Origin of the sequence: Plantactinospora sp. B24E8 (assembly GCF_039871735.1) — a bacterium.
Taxonomy (GTDB): domain Bacteria; phylum Actinomycetota; class Actinomycetes; order Mycobacteriales; family Micromonosporaceae; genus Plantactinospora.
The window spans coordinates 96722-117462 of record NZ_JBDPMH010000017.1 but is presented as its reverse complement, the minus strand read 5'-3'; the positions used below and the strand labels follow the sequence as shown (position 1 = coordinate 117462).

At 75.2% G+C, this 20741-nt stretch carries 14 protein-coding genes, 1 tRNA gene and 1 pseudogene; 6 read left to right on the top strand and 10 right to left on the bottom strand.

Annotated features, from left to right (window positions below; all coding sequences use genetic code 11):
- Positions 1–11: 11 nt before the first annotated feature.
- The 4 genes from ABGB21_RS23225 to ABGB21_RS23210 all read right to left on the bottom strand — a co-directional run bounded on the left by ABGB21_RS23225 (position 12) and on the right by ABGB21_RS23210 (position 4711).
- Positions 12–2327 carry a hypothetical protein gene (locus ABGB21_RS23225; RefSeq protein ID WP_347679502.1) on the bottom strand — a complete coding sequence of 772 codons (2316 nt, stop codon included), beginning with the start codon at positions 2325–2327 and terminating at the stop codon, positions 12–14.
- A gap of 2 nt (positions 2328–2329) precedes the next feature.
- Positions 2330–2402 (bottom strand) — tRNA-Pro (locus ABGB21_RS23220).
- Positions 2403–2516: 114 nt separating this feature from the next.
- Positions 2517–3893: an MFS transporter gene (locus tag ABGB21_RS23215; protein ID WP_347679500.1), complete on the bottom strand. Its 1377-nt coding sequence runs from the start codon at positions 3891–3893 to the stop codon at positions 2517–2519.
- A gap of 20 nt (positions 3894–3913) precedes the next feature.
- The gene (locus tag ABGB21_RS23210; protein ID WP_347656917.1) at positions 3914–4711 is read right to left on the bottom strand and encodes a glycerophosphodiester phosphodiesterase; all 798 of its coding nucleotides are present in this window, start codon (positions 4709–4711) and stop codon (positions 3914–3916) included.
- Between the two features lie 101 nt (positions 4712–4812).
- Between ABGB21_RS23210 and ABGB21_RS23205 the strand changes: the two genes are divergently transcribed.
- Entirely contained in the window at positions 4813–6138 is a 1326-nt protein-coding gene (locus tag ABGB21_RS23205) for an Hsp70 family protein (RefSeq protein WP_347679498.1), read from the top strand.
- Positions 6139–6166: 28 nt separating this feature from the next.
- Here ABGB21_RS23205 and gndA read toward each other — a convergent pair whose 3' ends face one another.
- From gndA to ABGB21_RS23185, 4 genes are all read right to left on the bottom strand, one after another.
- The gene (gndA, locus tag ABGB21_RS23200) at positions 6167–7636 is read right to left on the bottom strand and encodes an NADP-dependent phosphogluconate dehydrogenase (RefSeq protein WP_347679496.1); all 1470 of its coding nucleotides are present in this window, start codon (positions 7634–7636) and stop codon (positions 6167–6169) included.
- Between the two features lie 187 nt (positions 7637–7823).
- The gene (locus ABGB21_RS23195; RefSeq protein WP_347679494.1) at positions 7824–8486 is read right to left on the bottom strand and encodes a hypothetical protein; all 663 of its coding nucleotides are present in this window, start codon (positions 8484–8486) and stop codon (positions 7824–7826) included.
- The gene (locus ABGB21_RS23190) at positions 8483–10417 is read right to left on the bottom strand and encodes a dynamin family protein (RefSeq protein WP_347679492.1); all 1935 of its coding nucleotides are present in this window, start codon (positions 10415–10417) and stop codon (positions 8483–8485) included. The genes ABGB21_RS23195 and ABGB21_RS23190 overlap by 4 nt, the downstream gene beginning before the upstream one ends.
- Positions 10414–11931 (bottom strand): dynamin family protein, encoded by a 1518-nt coding sequence (locus ABGB21_RS23185; RefSeq protein WP_347679490.1) that lies wholly within the window; start codon positions 11929–11931, stop codon positions 10414–10416. The genes ABGB21_RS23190 and ABGB21_RS23185 overlap by 4 nt, the downstream gene beginning before the upstream one ends.
- A gap of 182 nt (positions 11932–12113) precedes the next feature.
- Between ABGB21_RS23185 and ABGB21_RS23180 the strand changes: the two genes are divergently transcribed.
- The 4 genes and pseudogenes from ABGB21_RS23180 to ABGB21_RS23165 all read left to right on the top strand — a co-directional run bounded on the left by ABGB21_RS23180 (position 12114) and on the right by ABGB21_RS23165 (position 18124).
- Positions 12114–14771, top strand: a complete 2658-nt coding sequence (locus ABGB21_RS23180) for a LuxR C-terminal-related transcriptional regulator (protein ID WP_347679488.1) — start codon at positions 12114–12116, stop codon at positions 14769–14771.
- Positions 14772–14791: 20 nt separating this feature from the next.
- Positions 14792–15331, top strand: coding sequence for a LuxR family transcriptional regulator (locus ABGB21_RS23175; protein WP_347679486.1), 540 nt, complete (start codon positions 14792–14794; stop codon positions 15329–15331).
- Positions 15332–15408: 77 nt separating this feature from the next.
- Positions 15409–15942: pseudogene (locus ABGB21_RS23170) on the top strand (RNA ligase family protein); the annotation flags it as partial.
- A gap of 574 nt (positions 15943–16516) precedes the next feature.
- On the top strand, positions 16517–18124 hold the full coding sequence (locus ABGB21_RS23165; RefSeq protein WP_347679526.1) for a poly(A) polymerase: 1608 nt from the start codon (positions 16517–16519) through the stop codon (positions 18122–18124).
- Between the two features lie 59 nt (positions 18125–18183).
- Here ABGB21_RS23165 and ABGB21_RS23160 read toward each other — a convergent pair whose 3' ends face one another.
- Positions 18184–18765, bottom strand: a complete 582-nt coding sequence (locus tag ABGB21_RS23160) for a TetR/AcrR family transcriptional regulator (RefSeq protein WP_347679484.1) — start codon at positions 18763–18765, stop codon at positions 18184–18186.
- Between the two features lie 69 nt (positions 18766–18834).
- Here ABGB21_RS23160 and ABGB21_RS23155 point away from each other — a divergent pair, with 69 nt between their 5' ends.
- A complete protein-coding gene (locus ABGB21_RS23155; RefSeq protein ID WP_347679482.1) occupies positions 18835–19848 on the top strand; it encodes a hypothetical protein in 1014 nt (337 codons plus the stop codon).
- Here the strand turns inward: ABGB21_RS23155 and ABGB21_RS23150 are convergent.
- Positions 19845–20642, bottom strand: a complete 798-nt coding sequence (locus ABGB21_RS23150; protein ID WP_347656907.1) for a lysophospholipid acyltransferase family protein — start codon at positions 20640–20642, stop codon at positions 19845–19847. The two genes, ABGB21_RS23155 and ABGB21_RS23150, sit on opposite strands and share 4 nt — an antisense overlap.
- Positions 20643–20741: the final 99 nt, after the last annotated feature.

The window sequence follows — 20741 nt, the reverse complement described above, 5'->3', positions numbered from 1 at the left end:
CGTGCCGATGATCACGCTCGGCCGGGTCGGTCCTGGTCGGCGACGAGCCAGTGTCGTCCGACGGTCCAGCCCAGCAGTCGCCGGCCGGCGCCGCCGGTGCCGTCCGGGGCGAACCCGCCACCGGCGGCGACGTAGCCGAGCCCGGCCAGCACCGGGGTGAGCAGGTTACGGGCCGGCTCCGGCGCCGCCCGCAGGTCCTCCCACAGCCCGTCGACCACCGTCCGTGGGTCGTCGCCGCCGGGCAGGCTGAGGTAGCAGACCAGCTGACGCCAGGCGTACCCGATGTTCTTGATCATGGGTAGCGGGCGGGGGTTGCCGGGCAGCCGGCCGGCCAGGACCAGGACCTGGGCGAACGTCCGCCGGGCCAGCGTCGACCAGCCGTCGGCCGGACGTACGCCGACCCGGTGGGCCAGCGTGGCGAGGTTCTGCGTGGTCAGGATCTGTGCCTGTTCGATCACCGTCCCGTTCGCCGCCACCGACCAGCCGCGGCCGTCGACGGCGGCCCGCTCCCGGCAGAGGGTGTCGAAGGCGACCGACGTCGCGGTCCCGCCACCGCCCCGGCCCGGCGACGGGTCCGGGATCCGCAGTACGGCGGCGTAGTCGATGCCGTAGTAGCGGGCGTAGAGGCTGCCGTCGAGGTGTTCGGCGGCGATCTTCGCAGCGCGGAGGAACTTGGTGGAGAAGCGGCCCTCGAAGATGTCCGCCGCCAACTCCTCGACCCAGGGCAGCGGCACCCCGGCCTCCCGGCTGAGCGCGTCCAACTCCCGCAGCAGCGGATTCGGCAGGATCGTGGCGGGGAAACCGGTCAGCGCGAATTCGCCGAGGCGACGCAGCGTCGCCCAGGCGTCGGAGCAAGTCTCGTCCGTCGTGTCCCGGTGCGCGGCGACCGCCCGGACCCACGGCAGTTCGGTCAGCCGGACCTGGTGTTCGAGGTTGAGCAGCAGCAGCGAGCGGCGGGCCCGGAACGCCAGGTAGTTCGCCGCCATCACGGACCGCAGCGCCGGGTCGGGGTAGGCGCCGGCGGTGGCCGCGACGGCGATCCGGGGCACCAGGCTGGCCAGCACCTCGGCCGAGGGGACCACACCGGCCGCGACCAGGTCCGGCACCGTCGCGGCGAGGGCCCGCCGGACGGTCCGGCTGACCGGCTCCGGCACCGGGGTTCCGGCGGGGATCCCCGCGGCGGCCGCCTCAGCGGCGTCGACCGGGCGCAGCACCGGTCCGAGGGCGCGGATCCCGGTCCGCTGCGGCAGGTCGGCGAGCCGGTCGGCGACCACCTGGGCCACCGTGTGGTGCCCGGGGACAGCGGCCTGTACGGCCTGCCGCTCGCGGAGCCGGGTGTATGCCGCCGAGCCCGGGTCGCCGCGCCGACGCAGCATCGAGTCGACGGCGTGCTGCAGCAGACCCCGGGTACGCGGGGTGAGGTCGCCTGCGCCGGTCACCTCGGCGAGCGCGGTCCGGAGGATCGCGAGGTTCTCCTTCGGCCGGCGGTGCTTGCCGCAGTGCGGGTGGGCGGCGGCGAGGACCCGGTAGCGGTCGAGCAGGGCGCGGGCCCGGGCCAGCCACCGCGGGTCGTACTCGGCGCCGACCCGGCCGTCGCGGCGGGTCTGGAGCCACAGCGTCAGCAGGTCGTCGGCGAACGGGTTCCAGACCGTCAGCGCCTCCCGCATCGCCTCGATCCGGGGATCGGGTCCGCGGCCGGCGAGGCTGGAGCGGATCTCGCCGGTGGTGGCCCGCCAGACGATCTCGGGTTCGGGTGCCGGGGTGTCGTCCGGGGCGGGGGCGAACCGCAGCCGGTGGGCGTACGGCGCGATCTCGCGCAACAGTTCCAGCGCGGCGTCCTCGTCGCCGGCACGCAGCAACCACACCAGCACCGGCAGCGCCGCCTCCTCCGGCACCTCCACCCGGTAGCGGCCGGAGTCCAGCAGCGCGTCGAGCTCGGCGAGTCCCGCCTCGCCGAGATGGTGGGCGAAGAGGTCGGCCCGCCGCTCCGGCAGGTGGAACCGCCGCGCCAGGTCGACCTCGTCCGGGCGCAGCGGTCCCCCGGCCAGGGCCTTGCCGGTCGCGAACCCGCCGTGCACCACCTGCGGGGTCACCCAGGCGGGCAGCCCGGCGACCGGGGTGCGGGAGCCGATCCGCAGCCGCCCGCTGGTCATCCCGGTCAGCACCCGCACCCAGTCCCGTACCCGCCGCCCGGCGCGCTGTCGGGTGTCCGGGTCGGGGTGCCCGGTGGCGGTGCCGAGGGCGCGGGCGAGTTCGCCGAGCGGGTAGCCGGCGCCGACCACGGTGTGGTCGGGCCGCACTGCCTCAGGTGCCTGCTTCTTCTCCATCGCCAGCGTGGCGGGCTCCGCCCCCGCGCCCTCCGGGTCCCGAGCCCGGTGCTCTGCTGTCTGAGCTACACGCTGTCCCGGCACACCACCGGTGTGTCCCCTGTGGACCGGCTGGTCGTCGGGGTGGCGCCGACGCTACCGTGCCGGGCCGGGCCGGGCCGGCGGCGGTTTTCCGGCGGCGCCGACCGGCTACAGCCGTTCCGGCGGTACGTTGCCGGCGGCGACGATCGCCCGGCGGATCGGTACCGCGAGCAGCAGCACGAACCCGACGACGAAGAACGTCAGCAGCGAGATGATCGCCACCCGGTAGCTTTCGGTCATCCCGTAGGCGAGGCCGAACAGCAGCGGCCCGAGCCAGCTGGTGCCCTTGTCGGAGATCTCGTAGATGCCGAAGTACTCGGCCTCCTTGCCCTTCGGGATCAGCTGGCTGAACAGCGAGCGGCTCAGCGCCTGACTGCCGCCGAGCACGATGCCGATGCCACCGCCGAGCAGGACGAACGGCAGCGCCTGGTTGGCCGGCAGCCGGAACGCGACCGCCAGCACCACCGTCCAGAGCACCAGGCTGGTCAGGATCGTCTTCCAGGCGCCGATCCGCTTCGCCAGGGCGCCCATCCCGAGCGCCCCGAAGAAGGCGAGGAACTGCACCATCAGGATGGTCGGCACCAGCACGTCGTCGGAGAGGTTCAGCTCCTCGGTGCCGTAGGTCGCGGACAGCGAGATCACCGTCTGGATGCCGTCGTTGTAGACCAGGTACGCGACCAGGAAGAACAACGTCAACGGGTACGCCTTCAGCTCCCGCAGCGTCTGCCAGAGCTGCCGGAACCCGTCGATCAGCAGCGGTCCCTGCGCCGGCCCGGCGGTCGGTGGCCGGTTGCGCAGCCGGAGCAGCGGGATGGTGGTGAACGCCGCCCACCAGACGCCCGCCGAGACGATGCTGTACCGGGCCACCTCTCCGGTGTCCAGCCCGAGCGAGTCCTTGAACAGCACCCCCGCCACGTTGAGCGCCAGCAGGGTGCCGCCGCCGATGTAGCCAATCGCCCAGCCGACGCTGGAGACACTGTCGCGTTGCTCCGGGCCGGCGATCTGCGGCAGGAACGAGTGGTAGACGACGATGCTCGCCCCGTAGGCGATGTTCGCGACCAGGAACAGGCCGGCGCCGAGCAGATACCGGTCGCCGGTCAGGAACAGCAGCCCGATGGTGGCCGCCGACCCGACGTACGCGAACAGCGCCAGCATCTCCTTCTTGCGCGGCGACCGGTCGGCGACCGCACCGACCACCGGCAGGACGAAGACGGTGAGGAAGACCGACAGCGACACCATGTACGGGAACAGCGAACCGGGGGCGATGTCGATGCCGAGCAGGCTGATCCGCTGCCCCCGGCACGGGTCGTCGGAGGCGCAGCCGGCGGCGGTTTTCGCGATCGAGGTCAGGTACGGGCCGAGGAAGACGGTGATGACCGTGGTCTGGAACGCCGAGTTCGCCCAGTCGTAGAAGTACCAGCCGACCCGCTCGCGGCGGTCGCTGGGCGGCGCGGTCTCCACCGGCGCGGGAAGGGTCTCGGCCATGGTCGGTCCTTCGGCAGGGGTCAGGCGGTCCGGTCCGGGCCGACCTGGCGGTCGGTGGGCCAGAGGCCGCGGCTGGCGTACGTCTCGCGCAGAACGTCGACGTGATCGGTCATGATGCCATCCACACCCAGATCCAGTAAGTCGTGCATCTGGGTAGGTTCGTCGATGGTCCAGACGTGCACCTGCAGGCCGAGCCGGTGCACGTACCCGACGAACCGCCGGTCGACCACCGGCACCCCCCGGTAGCGGACCGGGACCTGGGCGGCGACCACCGACGGCGGCAGGACCAGACGCCGGCCGGCCAGCGACGCCAGCCGCAGCCGGGCCACCCCGCGCAGCCCGAGCGAGGTCGCGACCGTCGGCCCGGCGGCCCGACGCAGCCGGGTCAGCCGGGCGTCGCTGAACGAGGCGAGCAGCACCCGGTCGGCGGCGCCGGCCCGCTCGACGGCCCGGACCGTGGCGTCGACCGCGTCGTCGGCTTTCACGTCGACGTTGAACCGCACCTGTGGCCAGGCGCCGAGGACGTCGTCGAGCCGGGGGACCGCGGCGGCACCGCCGACCCGGATGGCCCGCAGGTCGGCCCAGCGCAGGGCGGCGATCCGTCCCGGTTCGCCGGTCATCCGCTCCAGCGTCGGGTCGTGGAACACCACCGGCACCCCGTCGGCGGTGGCGTGCACGTCGGTCTCCACGTACCGGTAGCCGAGCCCGACCGCCCGGGCGAACGCCTCGGCGGTGTTCTCGTCACCCCGGGCCGCCCCGCCGCGGTGCGCGAAGGCCAGCGGGGTCGGCGCGTCCAGGTACCCGAAGTTGTGGATCATTCCGCGAGTATGGCCGGCCGGGTTGACCACCGGGTGGCCGGTGGGCGGCCGACGGTGAACGTTCGACCGGGCCGGGGCGGCGGGACAGTATGGTGTCGGCCATGCGGCTGCTCGCCATCGACTTCGGCACCTCGAACACGGTCGCGGCGGTACGCGGCGGCGACGGTCGACCCCGGCCGCTGCTCTTCGACGGCACACCGCTGCTGCCGTCCGGGGTCTGCCTCGACCGGACCGGCGCCCCGCTGACCGGCCGGGACGCCGAACGGGCGGCCCGGCTGGACCCGGCCCGCTACGAGCCGCACCCGAAACGCCGGATCGACGACGGGACGGTGCTGCTCGGCGACCGGGAGGTGGCGGTGGTCGCGCTGGTCGCCGCGGTGCTGCGCCGGGTCGCGGTCGAGGCGGGTCGGCAGCTCGGCGGCGTCGACGAGGTGCGGCTCACCCATCCGGCCGGGTGGGGGGAGCGTCGCCGGTCGGTGCTGGTGGCGGCGGCCGGTGACGCCGGCCTGCCGACCCCGACGCTGCTCGCCGAACCGGTCGCGGCGGCCGCCTACTACGTCACGGCGCTCGGCGCCGCGCTGCCGCCGGGCCGGGCGCTCGCCGTCTACGACCTGGGCGGCGGCACCCTCGACCTGACCGTGGTCCGCCGCACCCCGGACGGCTTCGAGGTGCTGGCCGAGGCCGGTGACGCCCAGTTCGGTGGGCTCGACGTCGACCAGGCGCTGGTCGAGCAGCTCGGCCGGGCCCACGCCGGAGACCGGACCGGGCTGTGGCGCGGCCTGCTCACCCCGGCCGACGTCGAGGGCCGCCGCCGGCGGAGCCTGCTGTACGACGAGGCCCGGGCGGCGAAGGAACTGCTGTCCCGGGCGGCGAGCGCCGAACTGCACCTGCCCGGGTTGGACGTCCGGGCGCACGTCACCCGGGAGGAGTTGGAGTCGCTGGCCGAGCCGCTGCTCGCGCCGACGGTCGACGGGCTCGCCCGGGTGGTCCGCGGGGCCGGTCTGGCGCCCCGGGAGCTGGACGGCATCTTCCTGGTCGGCGGGTCGAGCCGGATTCCGCTGGTGGCCCGGCTGATCCACGCCCGGCTCGGGGTCGCGCCGACCGCCCTGGAGCAACCGGAGACGGTGGTCGCCGAGGGGGCGCTGGCCGATCCGCCGCCGTCGACCGTGACGACGACGTCCACACTGTCGTCCGGGTCGACGGTTCCGGCCGGGTCGCGGCCGTCGACCGGGACCGGGACGGTGGTGTCGTCCGGAACCGGGACACCGTCCGGGGTGGTGACCGCGCCGGTGTTCACGACGGCTGCCGGTACGGCACCGGCCGGCCGGTTCTGGCACGGTGCCAGCGGTGCGCGCTGGACCGGTGTGCTGGCCACACTGGTGGTGGTCGCGCTGGTAGTGCTGGTGGCGGTGGCCGGCGCCGACTGAAACCCGGGCCGGCCACCGCCGACCCGACTCAGGCGGGCGACTCGGTACGGTCACCGGCCCACTGGGTGTGGAAGCTGCCCTCGTCGTCGACCCGACGGTAGGTGTGGGCGCCGAAGTTGTCCCGCAGTCCCTGGATCAGCGCGGCGGGCAGCCGGTCGCGGCGCAGCCCGTCGAAGTAGGCGAGCGAGGAGGCGAAGGCGGGGGCGGGCACCCCGGCCTGCGCCGCGTAGCCGACGATCCGCCGCCAGCTGGCGATGCTCTGCGCGACCCCGTCGGCGAAGTAGGGCGCCACCAGCAGCGTCGGCAGCTTCGGGTCGCTGTCGTACGCCTCGCGGATCCGGTTGAGGAACCGGGCCCGGATGATGCAGCCGCCGCGCCAGATGGTCGCCAGGGTGGCCGGGTCGACGCCCCAGCCGTACTCCTCGCTGCCGGCGCGGATCTGGTCGAAGCCCTGCGCGTAGGCGACGATCTTGGAGGCGTAGAGGGCCCGCCGGACGTCCTCGACGAAGGCGTCCCGGTCGACGTCGCCGGCCGGGGTCACCCCGGTCGTGTCGGCGAAGGTACGCCGGGCCGCCGACCGCTGCTCGGGGTGCCCGGACAGCGAGCGGGCGAAGGTCGCCTCGGCGATGCCGGTGATCGGCACCCCGAGGTCGAGGGCGCTCTGCACCGTCCACCGGCCGGTGCCCTTCTGCTCGGCCTGGTCCTCGACGACGTCGACGAAGGCGGTGCCGGTCCGGGCGTCGACGTGCCGCAGCACGTCGGCGGTGATCTCGATGAGGAACGACTCCAGGTCGCCGGTGTTCCACTCGGCGAAGATGTCGCCGATCTCGGCCGGGGTCGCACCGAGCCGTTCCCGCAGCAGGTCGTACGCCTCGGCGATGAGCTGCATGTCGGCGTACTCGATGCCGTTGTGCACCATCTTGACGAAGTGGCCGGCGCCGCCGGGCCCGATGTGCGCGCAGCAGGGTACGCCGTCGACCTGGGCGGCGATCGACTCGAAGATCGGACCGAGCTTGCGGTACGCCTCCTCCGATCCGCCGGGCATGATGCTCGGCCCGAGCAGGGCGCCCTCCTCGCCGCCGGAGACGCCGGTGCCGACGAAGTGCAGGCCGCGTTCCCGCAGCGCGGTCTCCCGCCGCTGGGTGTCGCCGAAGTGGGCGTTGCCGCAGTCGATGACGATGTCGCCGGGTTCCAGCAGCGGCACCAGTTCGTCGATGACCGCGTCGGTGGGGGCGCCCGCCTTGACCATGACGATGACCGCCCGGGGCCGCTCCAGCGACGCGACGAAGTCGGCCAGCGACTCGCTCGGCACGAATGTTCCCTCGTCGCCGTGCTCGGCGACCAGGCTGCGGGTGCGTTCCGGTGACCGGTTGTGCACCGCGACCCGGTGTCCGTGCCGGGCGAGGTTACGGGCCAGGTTGCGACCCATGACCGCGAGACCGGTCACACCGATCTGCGCGGTCGCCTCCGGACGGTTGGCCGTCGTCTGCTCTGTCATGTGTGTGTCGCGGCGCCCGACCGTCACGGCCGGGTGGACGCCGCTTCCCCCTTCCGGGAATCGTCGTGCCGGGGCCGTCGGGGCCGGCCGTTCTCCAGTATCCGCACCGACATCGGATGAATCGGGCGAACCACGTCGTAAGTAAGATCACCACCTGTGCTGCCGGCGTCCGGGCCGGCCCGGCCCCTCACCGGTCCTCGGGCTGCTGCCAGAACCGGGCCAGGCTGCTCGTCGCCGGATCCTCCGAGGCCGCCAACGCCGACCACGGGTCACCGTCGACCGGCAGGCCCTCCGCCGCGTAGGCGGCGAGCTCGTCCGGTGCCGGTGCCGGCCCGGATTCCGCCGTCGGCTCCGGCGCCGGTACGTCCTCCGGCCGCCCCAGCAGCTCCGGATCGGTCCACGGGAAACCGTCGACCGGCTCCGGCGGCGGGATGTCCGCCGGCCAGCCGACCAGGGTCTCGTCGACGACCGGCCAGGCCGCCGGGTCGCCGTACGGGCCGAGGTCCGGGTCGGCGCCGACCGGCGGACCAACCAACGGGTCGCCGCCCACCGGCTCGATCGACGACGGGTCGCCGTCCGGCTGCTCGGCCGGACCGAATCCTGCCTCGGCGTACGCATCCACGGAGCCGAAACCGGTCTCGGCGTACGGGTCGGCACCGGCCGGAGGGTTCGCCGCGCCGAACCCGTCCACCGGCTCGGCCGGCTCGAACCCGTCCGCCGGACCGTCAGCGTCGAACCCGTCCGCCGCGTGGAAACCGTCGTCGTGCTGGTCGAAGCCGTCGACGGTGTGGTCGTCGGGGTCGTCGAAGTCCGGCTGGTCCGACGGCCAACCGCCCCAGTGGTCCGTCATCCGCCCGTTCCCCTCGTCTCGGTCGCCGGTGCCGGGGCGAGCGTCCGGGCCCGCTGCAGCACCTCGTCGACCTGCTTGATCCGGGCCCGTACCGCGTCCCGCTCCGCCTGGGTCGCGGCCCGGCGCCGGGCCCGACCGGCCTGGTCCTCGGCCGCCGCCGCGTCGATCTCGGCGATCCGGGCGTCGAGTTGACGCAGCCGCCGCTCGATCGCGTCGTCGAGGGCGAGCGTCAGCGCGTACTGCAGGTCGGTGAACCGGTGGGTGATCTCGTCCGACAGCGCCGCCCGGGCGTCCGCGACCACCTCGCGCAGCCACATCCGGGCCTGCTGGCGGTCACTGGTCACCCGCCGCCGGTAGAGGATGAACCCACCGGCGGCCAGCCCCAGCCCGAGCCCGGCGAACGGGACCAGCAGACTGCCGCCGACCAGCGCGCCGGCGCCGAGCGCGGAGGCACCCGCCATCGCGCCCCGACCGGCCATGAACGCCATTCCGCCGGCCGACAACGCGATCATCATGTTGTCCGCCCCGCCCTCCCGACGTGGCTTGCTGGCCAGCGCGTGCCGCAGCGTCGCGTTCAACCTGCCCAGCACGAACCCCAGCTCGTCGGGTTGGAACACCTCGGCCAGCACCCGCTCGCCGACCTGCCGGAACCGGACCTCGAGGTCGGCGGAGAGGCGAATCGACAGGGCGTGCAGCGCCTCGTCGACCTGCTGCGGCAACCCCTTCAGGTCGTCGCCGCGCGCCGAGTCGATCCGGTTCAGGAACTCCTCCTGCAATCCGCCGACGTAGCCGCGCAGCAGCCCGGTCGCCTCGACCCGGGCCCGCTGCGTCTCGGCGCTCAACGCCAGCGACCACTGCCGCGACTCGGTCCGTTTTCGGGCCGCGACCGCCGCCCGTTCCTGCTTCACCCGGGCCGCCTCGGCCGGGTCCGGGTCGGTGGCCCGCAGCCGCTCACCGAACTGCAGGTCCACCGAGACCAGTTCACTACGGACCGTACGCAGCACGTTCGCCTGCCGCAGCAGGTGCCCACGGCCGGCCAGGTCGACCAGGGCGTGCTGCAGCGCGGTGATCCGCGACTCGCGGACCAGCTCACCGGCGGCCTGCGCCGGCACCGTCCGGGCGAGTTCGGCGAGCCGGGCGGAGACCGGGAACCACGGGGCGGACCCGAACCGGGGTGCGTGCGCCTGCAACTGCGCCCGGTTGTCGGCCAGGATGGTCCGCCACCCCGGATAGGCGTCGACCTTGGTCAACCCGAACACCACCAGGTTCACCCGCTTGCTCGCCTCGATCAGGAAGTCCAGCTCCGGCTGGGCGAACGGGGCGGCGGCGTCGACCACGAACAGCAGCGCGGTCGCCTGGGCCGCCGCCTCGAGCGCGATCTGCGCGTGCGCCGGGTCCAGCCCGCCGGTGCCCGGGGTGTCGACCAGGCTCAGGTACTGCAGCAGCGGCGCCGGATGGGTGACCTCGATATGCCGGGGCGGTCGTACGTCGTCGGGCAGCCGCCCCAGCGGTGTCGCCCAGTCCCGCAGCTGCGACACCTCCAACGGCACCGGTTCGGCCTGCCCGGGCAGCCACGCCCGGGCGCCGGCCTGCGGGCCGGGCACAAACTCCAGATAGCAGGCGGTGGTGACCGCGACGTCGACCGGCGACAGCCCCGGCACCCCGACCAGGGCGTTGACCAGGGAACTCTTTCCCCGTTTTGTCTCGCCCACGACCACGATCGTCGGCCGGGTCACCACCCGGCGACGGAGCTGGTCGACCTCGGCCGCCGCGTCCGGCGCCACCTTCCGCAGGTACGCCAGCCCGACGTCGACCGCACCGCCGAGCGCGGCACCCATCGCCGCCTCGCCACCGGCACCGGCACCGGTGGTTCGGGTGCGCGGGGCCGGGGCCACCGGGCCGCTGCCACGGGTGCCGGCGCCGGTGCTCACCGCAGGCTCCCCTCGGCCCGGACCCGCTGCGACAGCAGGAAGAATCCCCGGTGCGCCACCTGGGCCACCCGGGACTGCGCCGGACTGGCACCGGCGACCGCGTACACCCGCCACCGGGTGGCGGCGTCCAACGCGGCCCGGGCCAGCTGGTCCGGATCGGCCGCCGGAAGACCCAGGATCCACCCCGGGTCGGTGGAGAGCGCCAACCGGGTCAGTTCCTGCTCCATCGGCTCCGGCAGCTCCACCGAACCGGTGATCACCAGCTGGGCCACCTCCAGCAGCCGCAGCCGGTGGTACTCCGGCTGCTGCAGCAGCTGCTCGATCGCGTCCCGCAGCAGCTCCCGGTCCTCCGGGCGGGGCGCGTGACCGGCCAGCCGGTCCAGACTCGACAACCCCCAGCCGGCCTTGATCGCGTCGGTCCGCCAGCGGAACGCCTGGTCCAGGGTGTTGCGCAGCCGGGGGAACCCGGACGCGGCGAACAGCAGCCGGACCAGGTCCCCGCTGGCCAGCTGCGGCTGGGCGACGAACTGCGCGATCGCGAACCCGATGCCGTAGAGGTCCAGCAGCCGCAGCAGTCGTTCCCGCTGCTGTCGCGGCACCGGACAGTCCCGGGAGGTGAACAGGTCCACCGAGGCGAGCAGCACCAGCCGTTCGGCCTGTGGCAGCCGGGCGATGGTCCGCAACGCCTCACAGTCGGCGGCGGTCAGCCGGCCGGCCTCGGTGGTCTCGGCGAGCAGTCCCACGATCGGCACCACCTCCGACACCACCCGGCGCAGCACCGCGCTCTGGTCGGCGGCCAGCGGACCGGCGACCGGCCACGGGTCCGCCGCCCCGCCGACCAGCTTGTCGACCTTGTTGAACAACCCGATCGAGTTGATCGGGTTGCTGGCCAGCCGGGCCGACACCGACCGGAACGCCTCCAGCGCCGCCACGTCGTCGTCGCGGACCGACTGGGTGAAGACGTAGACGATCGCCTCGGCGCCGGCGATCGCGCCGACCGAGTCGGCGTCGATGGTGTCGTCGAACGGTGCGCCGGCCGACTCGAACAGCAGCCGCCGGGCGCCGGCGCTGACCGACGTGTTCGTCGACGCCAGGCCGGGCGTGTCCAACACGGTGAGGTCCCGCAGGTGGTCGCTGGTCAACGTCACGTCGACGTACCCGATCTCGGTCCGGGGCACCCCCAGCCGCTGCGGGATCATGCCGGCGTCGTCGAGCGGCAGACTGATCCGCCCGCCGTCGCGGCGGACCACGTCGACCCGGTCCACCGTGCCGTACCGGAACTGGGTGACGATCCGGGTGCACTCACCCACCTCGGTCGGCGCGACCCGCCGACCGATCAACGCGTTCACCAGCGTCGACTTGCCGGCCTTGAGCCGGCCGGCGATCGCCACCCGCAGCGGCTCGTCGAGCCGGCGACGCACCGCCAGCACCTGCTGGGCGGTGCCGGCGTCGAGCCGTGGACCGGCCTCGTCGCAGAGCCGGGCGACGCGGACGCTGAGCGGACCTGGGCCCATGACTCGTCAGCCGGCGGTGCGGTCGGCGAGAATGGGGGATACCCGGTGGTGGCACGCGCTCATCTCGTCAGCTGTCCTTCCCGACACACGGCGGCAGGGGCGGGCTGCACCTGCCGGACCCCACACTATGAATATCCTGCCGGCGCAGGATCCCATGTTCGTGCCACCGTCTCACGCCGACGGTGGCGACCGACCCCGGCGGGGAGGAATCGTTGCGGTACGCCGCCCCGGTCGGTGACCCGCCCGACCAGTACCGGCCCCGGCAGGCGCCCGACGCCGGCCCGCACCCGGCAGCCCCGGACGTCGTCGAGGTGGGGTCGGCGCTGCTCGCCACCCCCGGCCTGGTCGTGCTGCACAGCGGGCCGGGCGGCGGACGCAGCAGCACCCTGGCCCGGCTCGGCACGGCGTTCCGCGGGCCGGTCTTCGCCGGCGGCGGCCTGGCCAGCCTGCCCGCCGAGCCCGGATTCGCGCTGGCCCGGGCGGTCCGGGTCCGGCTGCCCGCCCACGACCCGGCGCTGCTGGCCGAGGCGGTCCGGTCCCGGGTCCGGGCCGGTCTGCTGCTCCTCGACGACCTGCAGTGGGCCGACCCGGCGACGCTGGCCGCCCTGGTGCCGCTGGCCACGCACTGCCGGGTCGCGGTGGCGCTGCGTACCCCGCACCGGCTGCCGTCGGCCGCGGTCGACGCGCTGCGGGCTGCGGCGACCGGCTGGCTGGCCGTGCCGCCACTCGACCCGGCCGCCGCGACGGCGCTGGTCGGCCGGGTCGCCCCGGCGCTGCCGCCGACGGCGGTGGCCGAGGTGGTCCGGCGCGCTGGCGGGGTGCCGCTGGCGGTGACGACCCTGGCCCGCCGGGCGGTCGCCCGGGAAATCCGCCCCGACGACGGCCGGGCCAGGTCCACCCCGCCAGCCCTCGACGTCGACCAGGTCGGATATGCGGTCGCGACGGCACTGGCCGACCTGACCCGTCCCGCCCGTACCGCGATGGCCGCGCTGGGGCTGCTCGGCCGCCCCGCCGACCGTCGGCTGCTCGGCGCCGGTGTCGACGAACTCGCCGCCGCCGGGCTGGTGACCGTCGACCCGGCCGCCGGCGGCCCGGTCGTCGCGGCGGTGTCGCCGTACGTCGCCGAGGTGGCCGCCGGGCTGCTCGACGACCCCGGTCGGCGGGCGTTGCACCGGCGGATCGCCGACCTCGTCCCGGCCCCGGAGGCGGTCCGGCACCTGGCGGCGGCCGGTGACAGCGTCGACGCGTACCGGCGGGCGGTGGCCGCGACCGCGACCGCCGACACCGTCGGCGAGCGTGCCGACCTGCTGCTGACCGCCTGCGGGCTGCCCGACGTCGACCCGGAGCCGCCGGTGCGGCTGGCCGCCGCCCAGGCCGCGCTGGACTGCGGCCGACCCCGGGCGGCGGCCCGGGTGTTGACCACCGCGACACCGCTCGGCGTCGCACCGGACCTGCTGCGCGCCGAGGCCCTGGTCCAGCTCGGCGACCTGGCCTCCGCCGCGGCGGTGGTGGCCCGGATCCCGGACTCGGCCACCCCGGACCAACGCGCCGCCCGGGACCGGATCACCCTCCTCGTCCAGCTCGGCACCGATCCCGACGCCGCCACCCGCACCGCGACGGATCTCGTCGCCCGGTACGGTCCGGAACCCGCCCATCCGGGGCTGCGCGCCGCCCTGGCCGCCGTGCGGGCCGCCGGTCGCGCACCCGGCTGGGAGACCGGACTCGCCTCGGCCGCCGCCGCGACCGGAGCCGCCGGTGACCCGCTGTCGGCCCGCTGGGCCGCGTGGCTGCTGGTCGAGACCCTGCTCGCCGACGGTCGGCTGGTCGAGGCCGGACAGGCGGCCGAGGCGGCCGAGCGGGCCTGCGCCGTCGACCTGGCGTACAGCTGGCAGACCCGGTTCCTCGCGGCCCGGCTGTGGTGCGCGGCGCTACGCGGCGGACTGCCGGCGCTGTCGGCGGACGAGGCGGCCCGCCGGGCCGCCGACCTGACCGACCGGACCCTGCCCGGGGCGGCGCGCGGCTACGCGACGGCGGCGGCGGGCCTGGCCGAGGCCGACGGCGGTCTGCTCGGCCCGGCCCGGGCCCGACTGGCCCGGGTGACCGACCGGGCCGGGGCCGCCGGCGCGCTGCTCGACTGGGTGGGCCGGGAGGCGGCCTGGCTCGACGGCCAACCCGAACACGCGGTCGGCGGGCCGGCCGACGGGTCGACCCTGGTCGACGGCCTGCGTCGGATCACCGCCCACTGGGCGGCGTACGACACCCGTCGGCCGGCCGGCCCGGATGCGCCACCCGGCGACGATGCCGGCGCCGGACCGCCCGCCGGATCAGGCGACGACGCGGGCGTCGACATCGGCGGGCCCGCCGGGCCGCCCGCACCGGTGCGCCGGACCCTGGCCGCCTGGACCACGCCCGGCGGTGACCCGGCCGGGTTCACCCGGGCCGCCACCGACTGGCGGGACCTAGCGGTCCGCGAGGAGGTCCGCTGCCTGCTCGCCGCCGGCCTGCACGATCCGGACCCGACCCGTGGGGTCGCGACGCTGCTCGCCGCCGAGGAACGCGCCGAGCAGGCCGGCCTCGTGGTGCTGCTCGGCCGGACCCGGCGGGCCCTGCGCCGGCACGCGGTACGCCGCGACCGGCGCGGCGGCCGTACCGACGGCGACCTCACCGACCGGGAACGTGAGGTGCTGCGGCTGGTCGCGGCCGGCGAACCGACCCGACGCATCGCCGGTCGGCTGGGCATCTCCGGCGAGACGGTGGAGACCCACGTCCGCTCCGGGATGCGCAAACTCGGTGCGCGGACCCGTACCGAGGCCGCCGCGCTCGCCTTGGAGATGCGGTGACCGGTGATGGAGGTGCCGTGATGAGTGATCCGCCGCGCTACGTCCTGCCGTCGGCGTCGGACGCGACCACGGTGCTGCGCCGACTGGCCCGCGCCGGCTGGCAGACCCGGGAGGGGTTCGCGGTCACCGAGGCGGGGTGGGACCTCGCCGCCGCCCGGCTGGTCCTGTTCGGTCGGGTGCCGGACCCGGAGACGGTACGGCTGGCGGTGCTCGCCGCCGCCCGGGGCGCCGGGGTGGTGGCGATCGTCGACCCGGCCGGCGACCTCGGCCGGGCCCTGGTCGACGACCTGGGCCGGATCGGCCCGGTCCACCAGGACCCGGACCGGGAACCGGCGACAGCCCCCGACACCGAGTCGGCGCTGGACCGGCTCGTCCCCGAACAGCGGGCGCTGCTGGAACGACTGGCCGACGGCGAGACCATCGCCGCCGCCGCGGCCGCCGAGTTCCTGTCGCTGCGGACCGCGAACCGGCGGATCGCCCAGGCCCGCCAGGCGCTCGGGGTCCGCACCACCCGGGAGGCGGTCCTCGCCTACCTGCGGCAGCGCCGCCGCCCCGGCTGACACTTATTCGGTGGTCCGTCCTCGACGCCGGTGCGTACCGTCGTCGATCACCGCGTCGTCGAGCACCGGATCGGACCATGCGTACCGCCTATCCCCGTACCCCGCACCTGCCGTGGTCGCCCGGGGCCACCCCGGACGACGTACGGGCCGACGGGTTGGCGGAGCTGGTGGGGCGCCAGGTCGTCGTCACCGAGAAACTCGACGGCGAGAACACCACGATGTACGCCGACGGGCTGCACGCCCGGTCGCTGGACTCCGGCCACCACCCGTCGCGTACCTGGGTCAAGTCGCTGCACGGCCGGATCGCGCACGCGATACCGGCCGGCTGGCGGGTCTGCGGGGAGAACGTCCACGCCCGGCACTCGATCGCCTACCGGGATCTGGAGAGCTGGTTCTTCGCCTTCTCGGTCTGGGCCGGCGACCGTTGCCTGGACTGGGACTCCACGGTCCGGTTCACCCGCCGGCTCGGGGTGCCGGTGCCGCCGGTGCTGTGGCGGGGCCGCTTCGACGAGCGGCTCCTGCGCCGGCTGCGGCTGGACCTGACCAGCCAGGAGGGGTACGTCGTGCGGACCGTCGACGGGTTCACCCTCGACGAGTTCCCCCGCCGGGTCGGCAAGTGGGTACGCCGTGACCATGTCCGGACCGACCGGCACTGGATGCTCGCCCCGGTGGTGGAGAACGGCCTGAGCCCGCGTGCCGCGCTCTGGCAGGTCCGTTCGGGTGGTACGCCGGACGTGCCGGCCCTGCTCGCCGCGCTCGGGCTGACCGGCGCCGACCTGGTCCACCCCGCCACCGCCCGATCGGCCAAGTCGACCGCGGCCGGAGAAGCCGCTGCCGGAACGGCCCCGGAGGTGGCGGCGGTCGACCGGGCCCGGCTGGTCGTCGCCGACGTCCACACCCGACTCGGGCTGCTGGGCCGCTCCGGTGACGCCCGGCTCGCCGGCGTCCTCGCCGCGTTGTGCCACGGCGCCGACCGGTCCCGGCTGGCGCCCCGGCTGGTGACGCCGCTCGGTATGCCGCTGGCCCGCCGGGTCGCGGACCTGGTCGGCCTGCACCGCCGGCTGCACCGGCCGTTTCCCGATCCGCAGCGGCGGGCCGGGCTGGTCCGGTTGGCCGGCGCGGCCGACCTCGGGATCCTGCACGCGCTCGCCTCCGCCGTACTGGTCGGCCGCCGCCACGACGACGATGTGGTCGCCGCCGCCGAACAGGTCGGCTGGTCCGAGCTGTACGCCGACGACGCCGGGCTGCTCGCCGAGGCACCGCTGGAGCCGTTGCGCGCCGGGTTACGGGACGCGCTGTCCGCGCTCGACCCGGACACCGCCGACCGGTGCTGGGCCGAGGCCCGCGAGACCTATGCCGACGGGCGGATCGGCACCGTCGAGGAGGCGGTCGCGGCGACCTGGCGGTGGCGCGACGGCCGGTTCCCACGCCTGGTCGTCACGGTCGGCCCGTCCGGCAGCGGCAAGAGTTTCTTCGCCGCGGGCCTGCCGGGCGTCGCCGGGGTGGTCTGTCGCGCTGGGTACCGGCCGGCTGCGCTGGCTCGACGATGTCGGGTCGCCGTTTCCCGCGACCGCCGCGTCGCCTGCCCCGACGGTCGGCTCGGCGTCGGCCGCCACGACTGCGGGGGAGCGGCGACGGATCGTCCTGGCCCGCCAGGTGGTGGCCGGGATGCGGGGCGCCCTGCCGAAGGCGGTCGTGCACGTCGTCGGGTCCCGCCGGGTCGGCTGCGCGCTGCCCGGCGCCGACCTGGACGTGGTGGTGGCGGCGCCGGGCACGGTCGACGCCTCGGCGGTCCGGACCCGGATCGCGGTGGCCCTGCCGGCGGCGGCCGGGCTGCGACCGGTGGTCGGCGCCCGGGTCCCCGGGCTGCGCTTCTCCGTCGAGGATCTCACCGTCGACGTGGCGGTGGTCGCCACCGGCGACGTGCCGCCCGTCGAGGCGGTGACCCGGCGCGCCGAGGTGGGCGGGTCCGGCGTGATCGCCCTGAGTGCGGTCAGCGACGCCGACGCGCTCCGGGCCGCGGTCGGCGCGGACCGTACCCGGTTCGTCCGGCTGGCCCGGCAGGTGAAGGCGTGGGCGTACGCCCGGGGGTTGGACAGTGCGCCGTTCGGCGGGCTGCCGGGGCTGGCCTGGACGGTATTGGCAGCGCGGACGGTCCTGGCGGCGCGGGACGCCGAGCACACCGACTCCCGGCCGCTGCTCGGGCGTTTCTTCGCCGACTGGGCGGCCTGGGACTGGCGGCAGCCGGTCGCCCTGGACCCGACGGCCATCGACCTCGCCGCTCCGGAGGCGGTCACCGACGACGAACCGGCGGTGCGGATCCTCACCCCGAGCGCGCCGGTACGCTCCTGCAGCGGCCAGGTTGACATCGGCGGGCGGGACCTGCTGACCCGGGAGCTCTACGCCGGTTGGGAAATCGTCGAGGGCACCGGGCCGGACGCCGATCCCTGGCCCGCGCTGCTGGCCGCGCCGCCGCTGCACCGCCGGCACGCCGCCTGGGCGGTGCTGACCGTCCGGGCGGTCCCGACCGAGGCGTACGAGGTGACGTCGGGCCGGGTACGCGGGCGGCTCCGGGCGCTGCTCGGTGTCCTGGACCGGGCCGGGGTGTCGGACGTGCACGCCTGGCCCCGGCCGTTCGAGACCGGTCCGGGGCTGACCCGGTTCGCGATCGGGCTCGGTCCGGCGCCGCCGGACGGGGCCCGACTCGCGGCGCTGGCCCGGCCGTGGCTGGTCCAACTGCCGGGCGCGTCCGTCGACCGGCGCGACGGCGGCGACCTGCCGACCCTGCGCTGACCGCGCCACCGGCCCTGGCGACCGGTGTGTCGGTGTCCGGTGGTCGATCGGGCTCGTGTTCAGCCGTGGCCGCGCACGAGCGGCAGGAACACCTCGTCCACGATCTCGACCAGTACCTCGTCGGGCACGGAGGGGTGGCCGCGCATCGCGTATTCGGCGCGCAGCAGCATCATCGGCGTCGTCGCCACCCGGTGGTGCGCGGCCGAGGCCGGTGCCTCGCCCCGGGCGGCGGCGCGCTCCAGTATCGCCAGCCACACGCGATCCATGGTGTCCCCGCCGGACCGCTCCCGCATGAGGGTGAGCAGCTCGGGGTCGTCAGCCGCGGCGGCGAGCAACCCGCGCAGGATCGCCCCGTGCGGTGACGACCACGTCTCGTTCGCCCGCCGAAGCATCTCCAGCGCGTCGCCCCGCAGGGTGCCCGTGTCCGGATTCGGCATTACGGCGTCGGACAGGTGACGGTACGCGGCGACGCCCAGTGCCGCCCGGTTCGGCCACCGGCGGTAGATGGCGTTCTTGTTGGTCCCGGCCCGGGCGGCTACCCGGTCCATGGTCATCCCCGGGTAGCCGGACTCACGCAGCTCCTCCGCCGCCGCGTGCAGGATCGCCCGCTCCAGCTGCTCGCCCCGGCGCCTCGTGCCCACACCTTGCAGGGTACTGGACGTACCTTATAGGGTACGCGGAGTACCTTAATGGGCGAGGAGAGCCGTTCGATGCGTGTTTTCGGCATGAACTACGACACCGGTTTCGTGAGCGCGGGGTCCACGACCCACGAGCCGTTCGACCCCGAGAACGTGCGGCGTGACCTGCGCGTCATCCGCGACGAGCTGCACTGCGACGCGGTCCGCATCACCGGTGGGCTCCAGGACCGGCTCGAACTGACCGCCGGGTTCGCCGCCGAGGCCGGACTCGAGGTCTGGTACTGCCCGTTCACCAACGGCCTCGATCGCGACGCGCTCATGGCGTTTGTGCTCGACGGCGCGGAGCGGGCCGAGCGGCTGCGGCGGAGCGGGGCGTCGGTGGTCTACCTCACCGGCTCCGAGATCGCCATCTTCACCGACGGTTTCCTACCCGGCCGCGACCTGGCCGAGCGCATGGCGCTGTTCACCGACCCGATGCGGATGCGGGAGGCGGTCCCGGCCGCGCGTGCCGCCGTGGGCGACTTCCTCGCCGAGGCGGTGCCCATGGTGCGGAAGCGGTTCGGCGGTCCCGTCAGCTACGCCTCGATCCCACTGGAGGCCGTGGACTGGGCGTTGTTCGACATCATCGCCAGCGACGCCGGGTACCGCGACGCGACCAACGCCGCGGCGTTCCCGCAGACCCTGGCGGCCGCGGTGGGGCAGGGTAAGCCGTACGCGGTGACCGAGTTCGGCTGCTGCACGTTCCGTGGCGCGGCCGACGTCGCGGGCGGGGCGGAGCCGGTGACGTTCGACGAGCGCGGCCGCGCCGCGAAGCTCACCGCGGAACTGGAGCGCGACGAGGAGGGCCAGGCCCGCTACCTCGTGGACCTGCTGCGCGACTACGAGGCCGGCGGGGTGGAGGCCGCGTTCGTGTACACGTTCGCGAACCGGCACCTGCCGACCACCGCCGACCCGGAGCACGACTTCGACCTGGCCGCGCGCGGGATCGTGCGGGTGCTGCCGGACGGCTCGTGGACACCGAAGGCCGCCTTCCACGCCCTTGCCGCGTACGGCCACTCGCGCACGCGGCGCCGGTCGGCCGCTTAGGCGTCCGATCCGGCGGTGGGGCGGCGTCGGTGCTGACGGCGGGTCTCGGTCGGTCGGGTCGGGTCGACGTACCGGGGCAGGTCCGGTTCGTCGGGGCGCAGCGGGACGAGGGCGGCGGTGACCGCGTCGATGATGGCGTCGGTGGCCCGGTTGGCCGCGCCCGGGACCCGGGGGTCGATGCCGGTCAGGTCGACCGGCGGGCCGAAGTGCACCCGGATCACCGGCCGGCGGGGCAGGGCCCGGGCGAGCGCCCGAACCATGCCGCGTGGCGCGCTGTACGGGAGGATCTCGTGCGCTCCCCACTGCGCGACCGGTACGACGGTGGCGCCGCTGGCGAAGGCGAGCCGGGCGGTGCCGGTCTTGCCTCGTTCCGGCCACATGGCGGGGTCGAGTCCCATCCGTCCCTCGGGATAGACCAGCACGACCGAGCCGCAGGCGACCGCCGCGGCGGCGTGTTCCAGGGCGAGGCCGACGGTGGGGGTGCGCCGGTCGACCCGGATGTGTCCGCTGGCCCGCATCGCGGCGCCGACGATCGGGGCCCGGAACACCCCACCGGTGGCCATGATCCGGGGTGCGATCCGGCGTACCCGGCAGGCGGCGGTCAGCACGATCGGGTCGAACGGGTTGATGTGGTTGGCGGCCAGGATCAGCGGCCCGTTCCGCAGGTGGTCCGGTACGTCCCCGCTGACCCGCAGCCGGGCGACGAGCCCGACGACGCCCCGGGCGAGCACCTGGAGGAGGAGCCAGAAGCGGGGGGCGCGCCACGGCTCGGCGGTGCGGGTGTTGGTGTCCATCAGCGGTCGATGGTCGCACGGGTGGCCGGGTCGCGGGGACCGGGGCGGTGGCGCCTCGCCGGCGGGAGGGTGACCGACCTCCCAGCGCCGCCATCTACG

Bases quoted from the DNA above. Each gene is read 5' to 3' on its own strand.
- ABGB21_RS23165 (WP_347679526.1), top strand. From the start codon at position 16,517: ATGTGGTCGCCGCCGCCGAACAGGTCGGCTGGTCCGAGCTGTACGCCG.
- ABGB21_RS23175 (WP_347679486.1), top strand. From the start codon at position 14,792: ATGAGTGATCCGCCGCGCTACGTCCTGCCGTCGGCGTCGGACGCGACC.
- ABGB21_RS23185 (WP_347679490.1), bottom strand. From the start codon at position 11,931: ATGGGCCCAGGTCCGCTCAGCGTCCGCGTCGCCCGGCTCTGCGACGAG.
- ABGB21_RS23215 (WP_347679500.1), bottom strand. From the start codon at position 3,893: ATGGCCGAGACCCTTCCCGCGCCGGTGGAGACCGCGCCGCCCAGCGAC.
- ABGB21_RS23210 (WP_347656917.1), bottom strand. From the start codon at position 4,711: ATGATCCACAACTTCGGGTACCTGGACGCGCCGACCCCGCTGGCCTTC.
- ABGB21_RS23155 (WP_347679482.1), top strand. From the start codon at position 18,835: ATGCGTGTTTTCGGCATGAACTACGACACCGGTTTCGTGAGCGCGGGG.
- ABGB21_RS23150 (WP_347656907.1), bottom strand. From the start codon at position 20,642: ATGGACACCAACACCCGCACCGCCGAGCCGTGGCGCGCCCCCCGCTTC.
- ABGB21_RS23195 (WP_347679494.1), bottom strand. From the start codon at position 8,486: ATGACGGACCACTGGGGCGGTTGGCCGTCGGACCAGCCGGACTTCGAC.
- ABGB21_RS23225 (WP_347679502.1), bottom strand. From the start codon at position 2,327: ATGGAGAAGAAGCAGGCACCTGAGGCAGTGCGGCCCGACCACACCGTG.
- gndA (WP_347679496.1), bottom strand. From the start codon at position 7,636: ATGACAGAGCAGACGACGGCCAACCGTCCGGAGGCGACCGCGCAGATC.
- ABGB21_RS23205 (WP_347679498.1), top strand. From the start codon at position 4,813: ATGCGGCTGCTCGCCATCGACTTCGGCACCTCGAACACGGTCGCGGCG.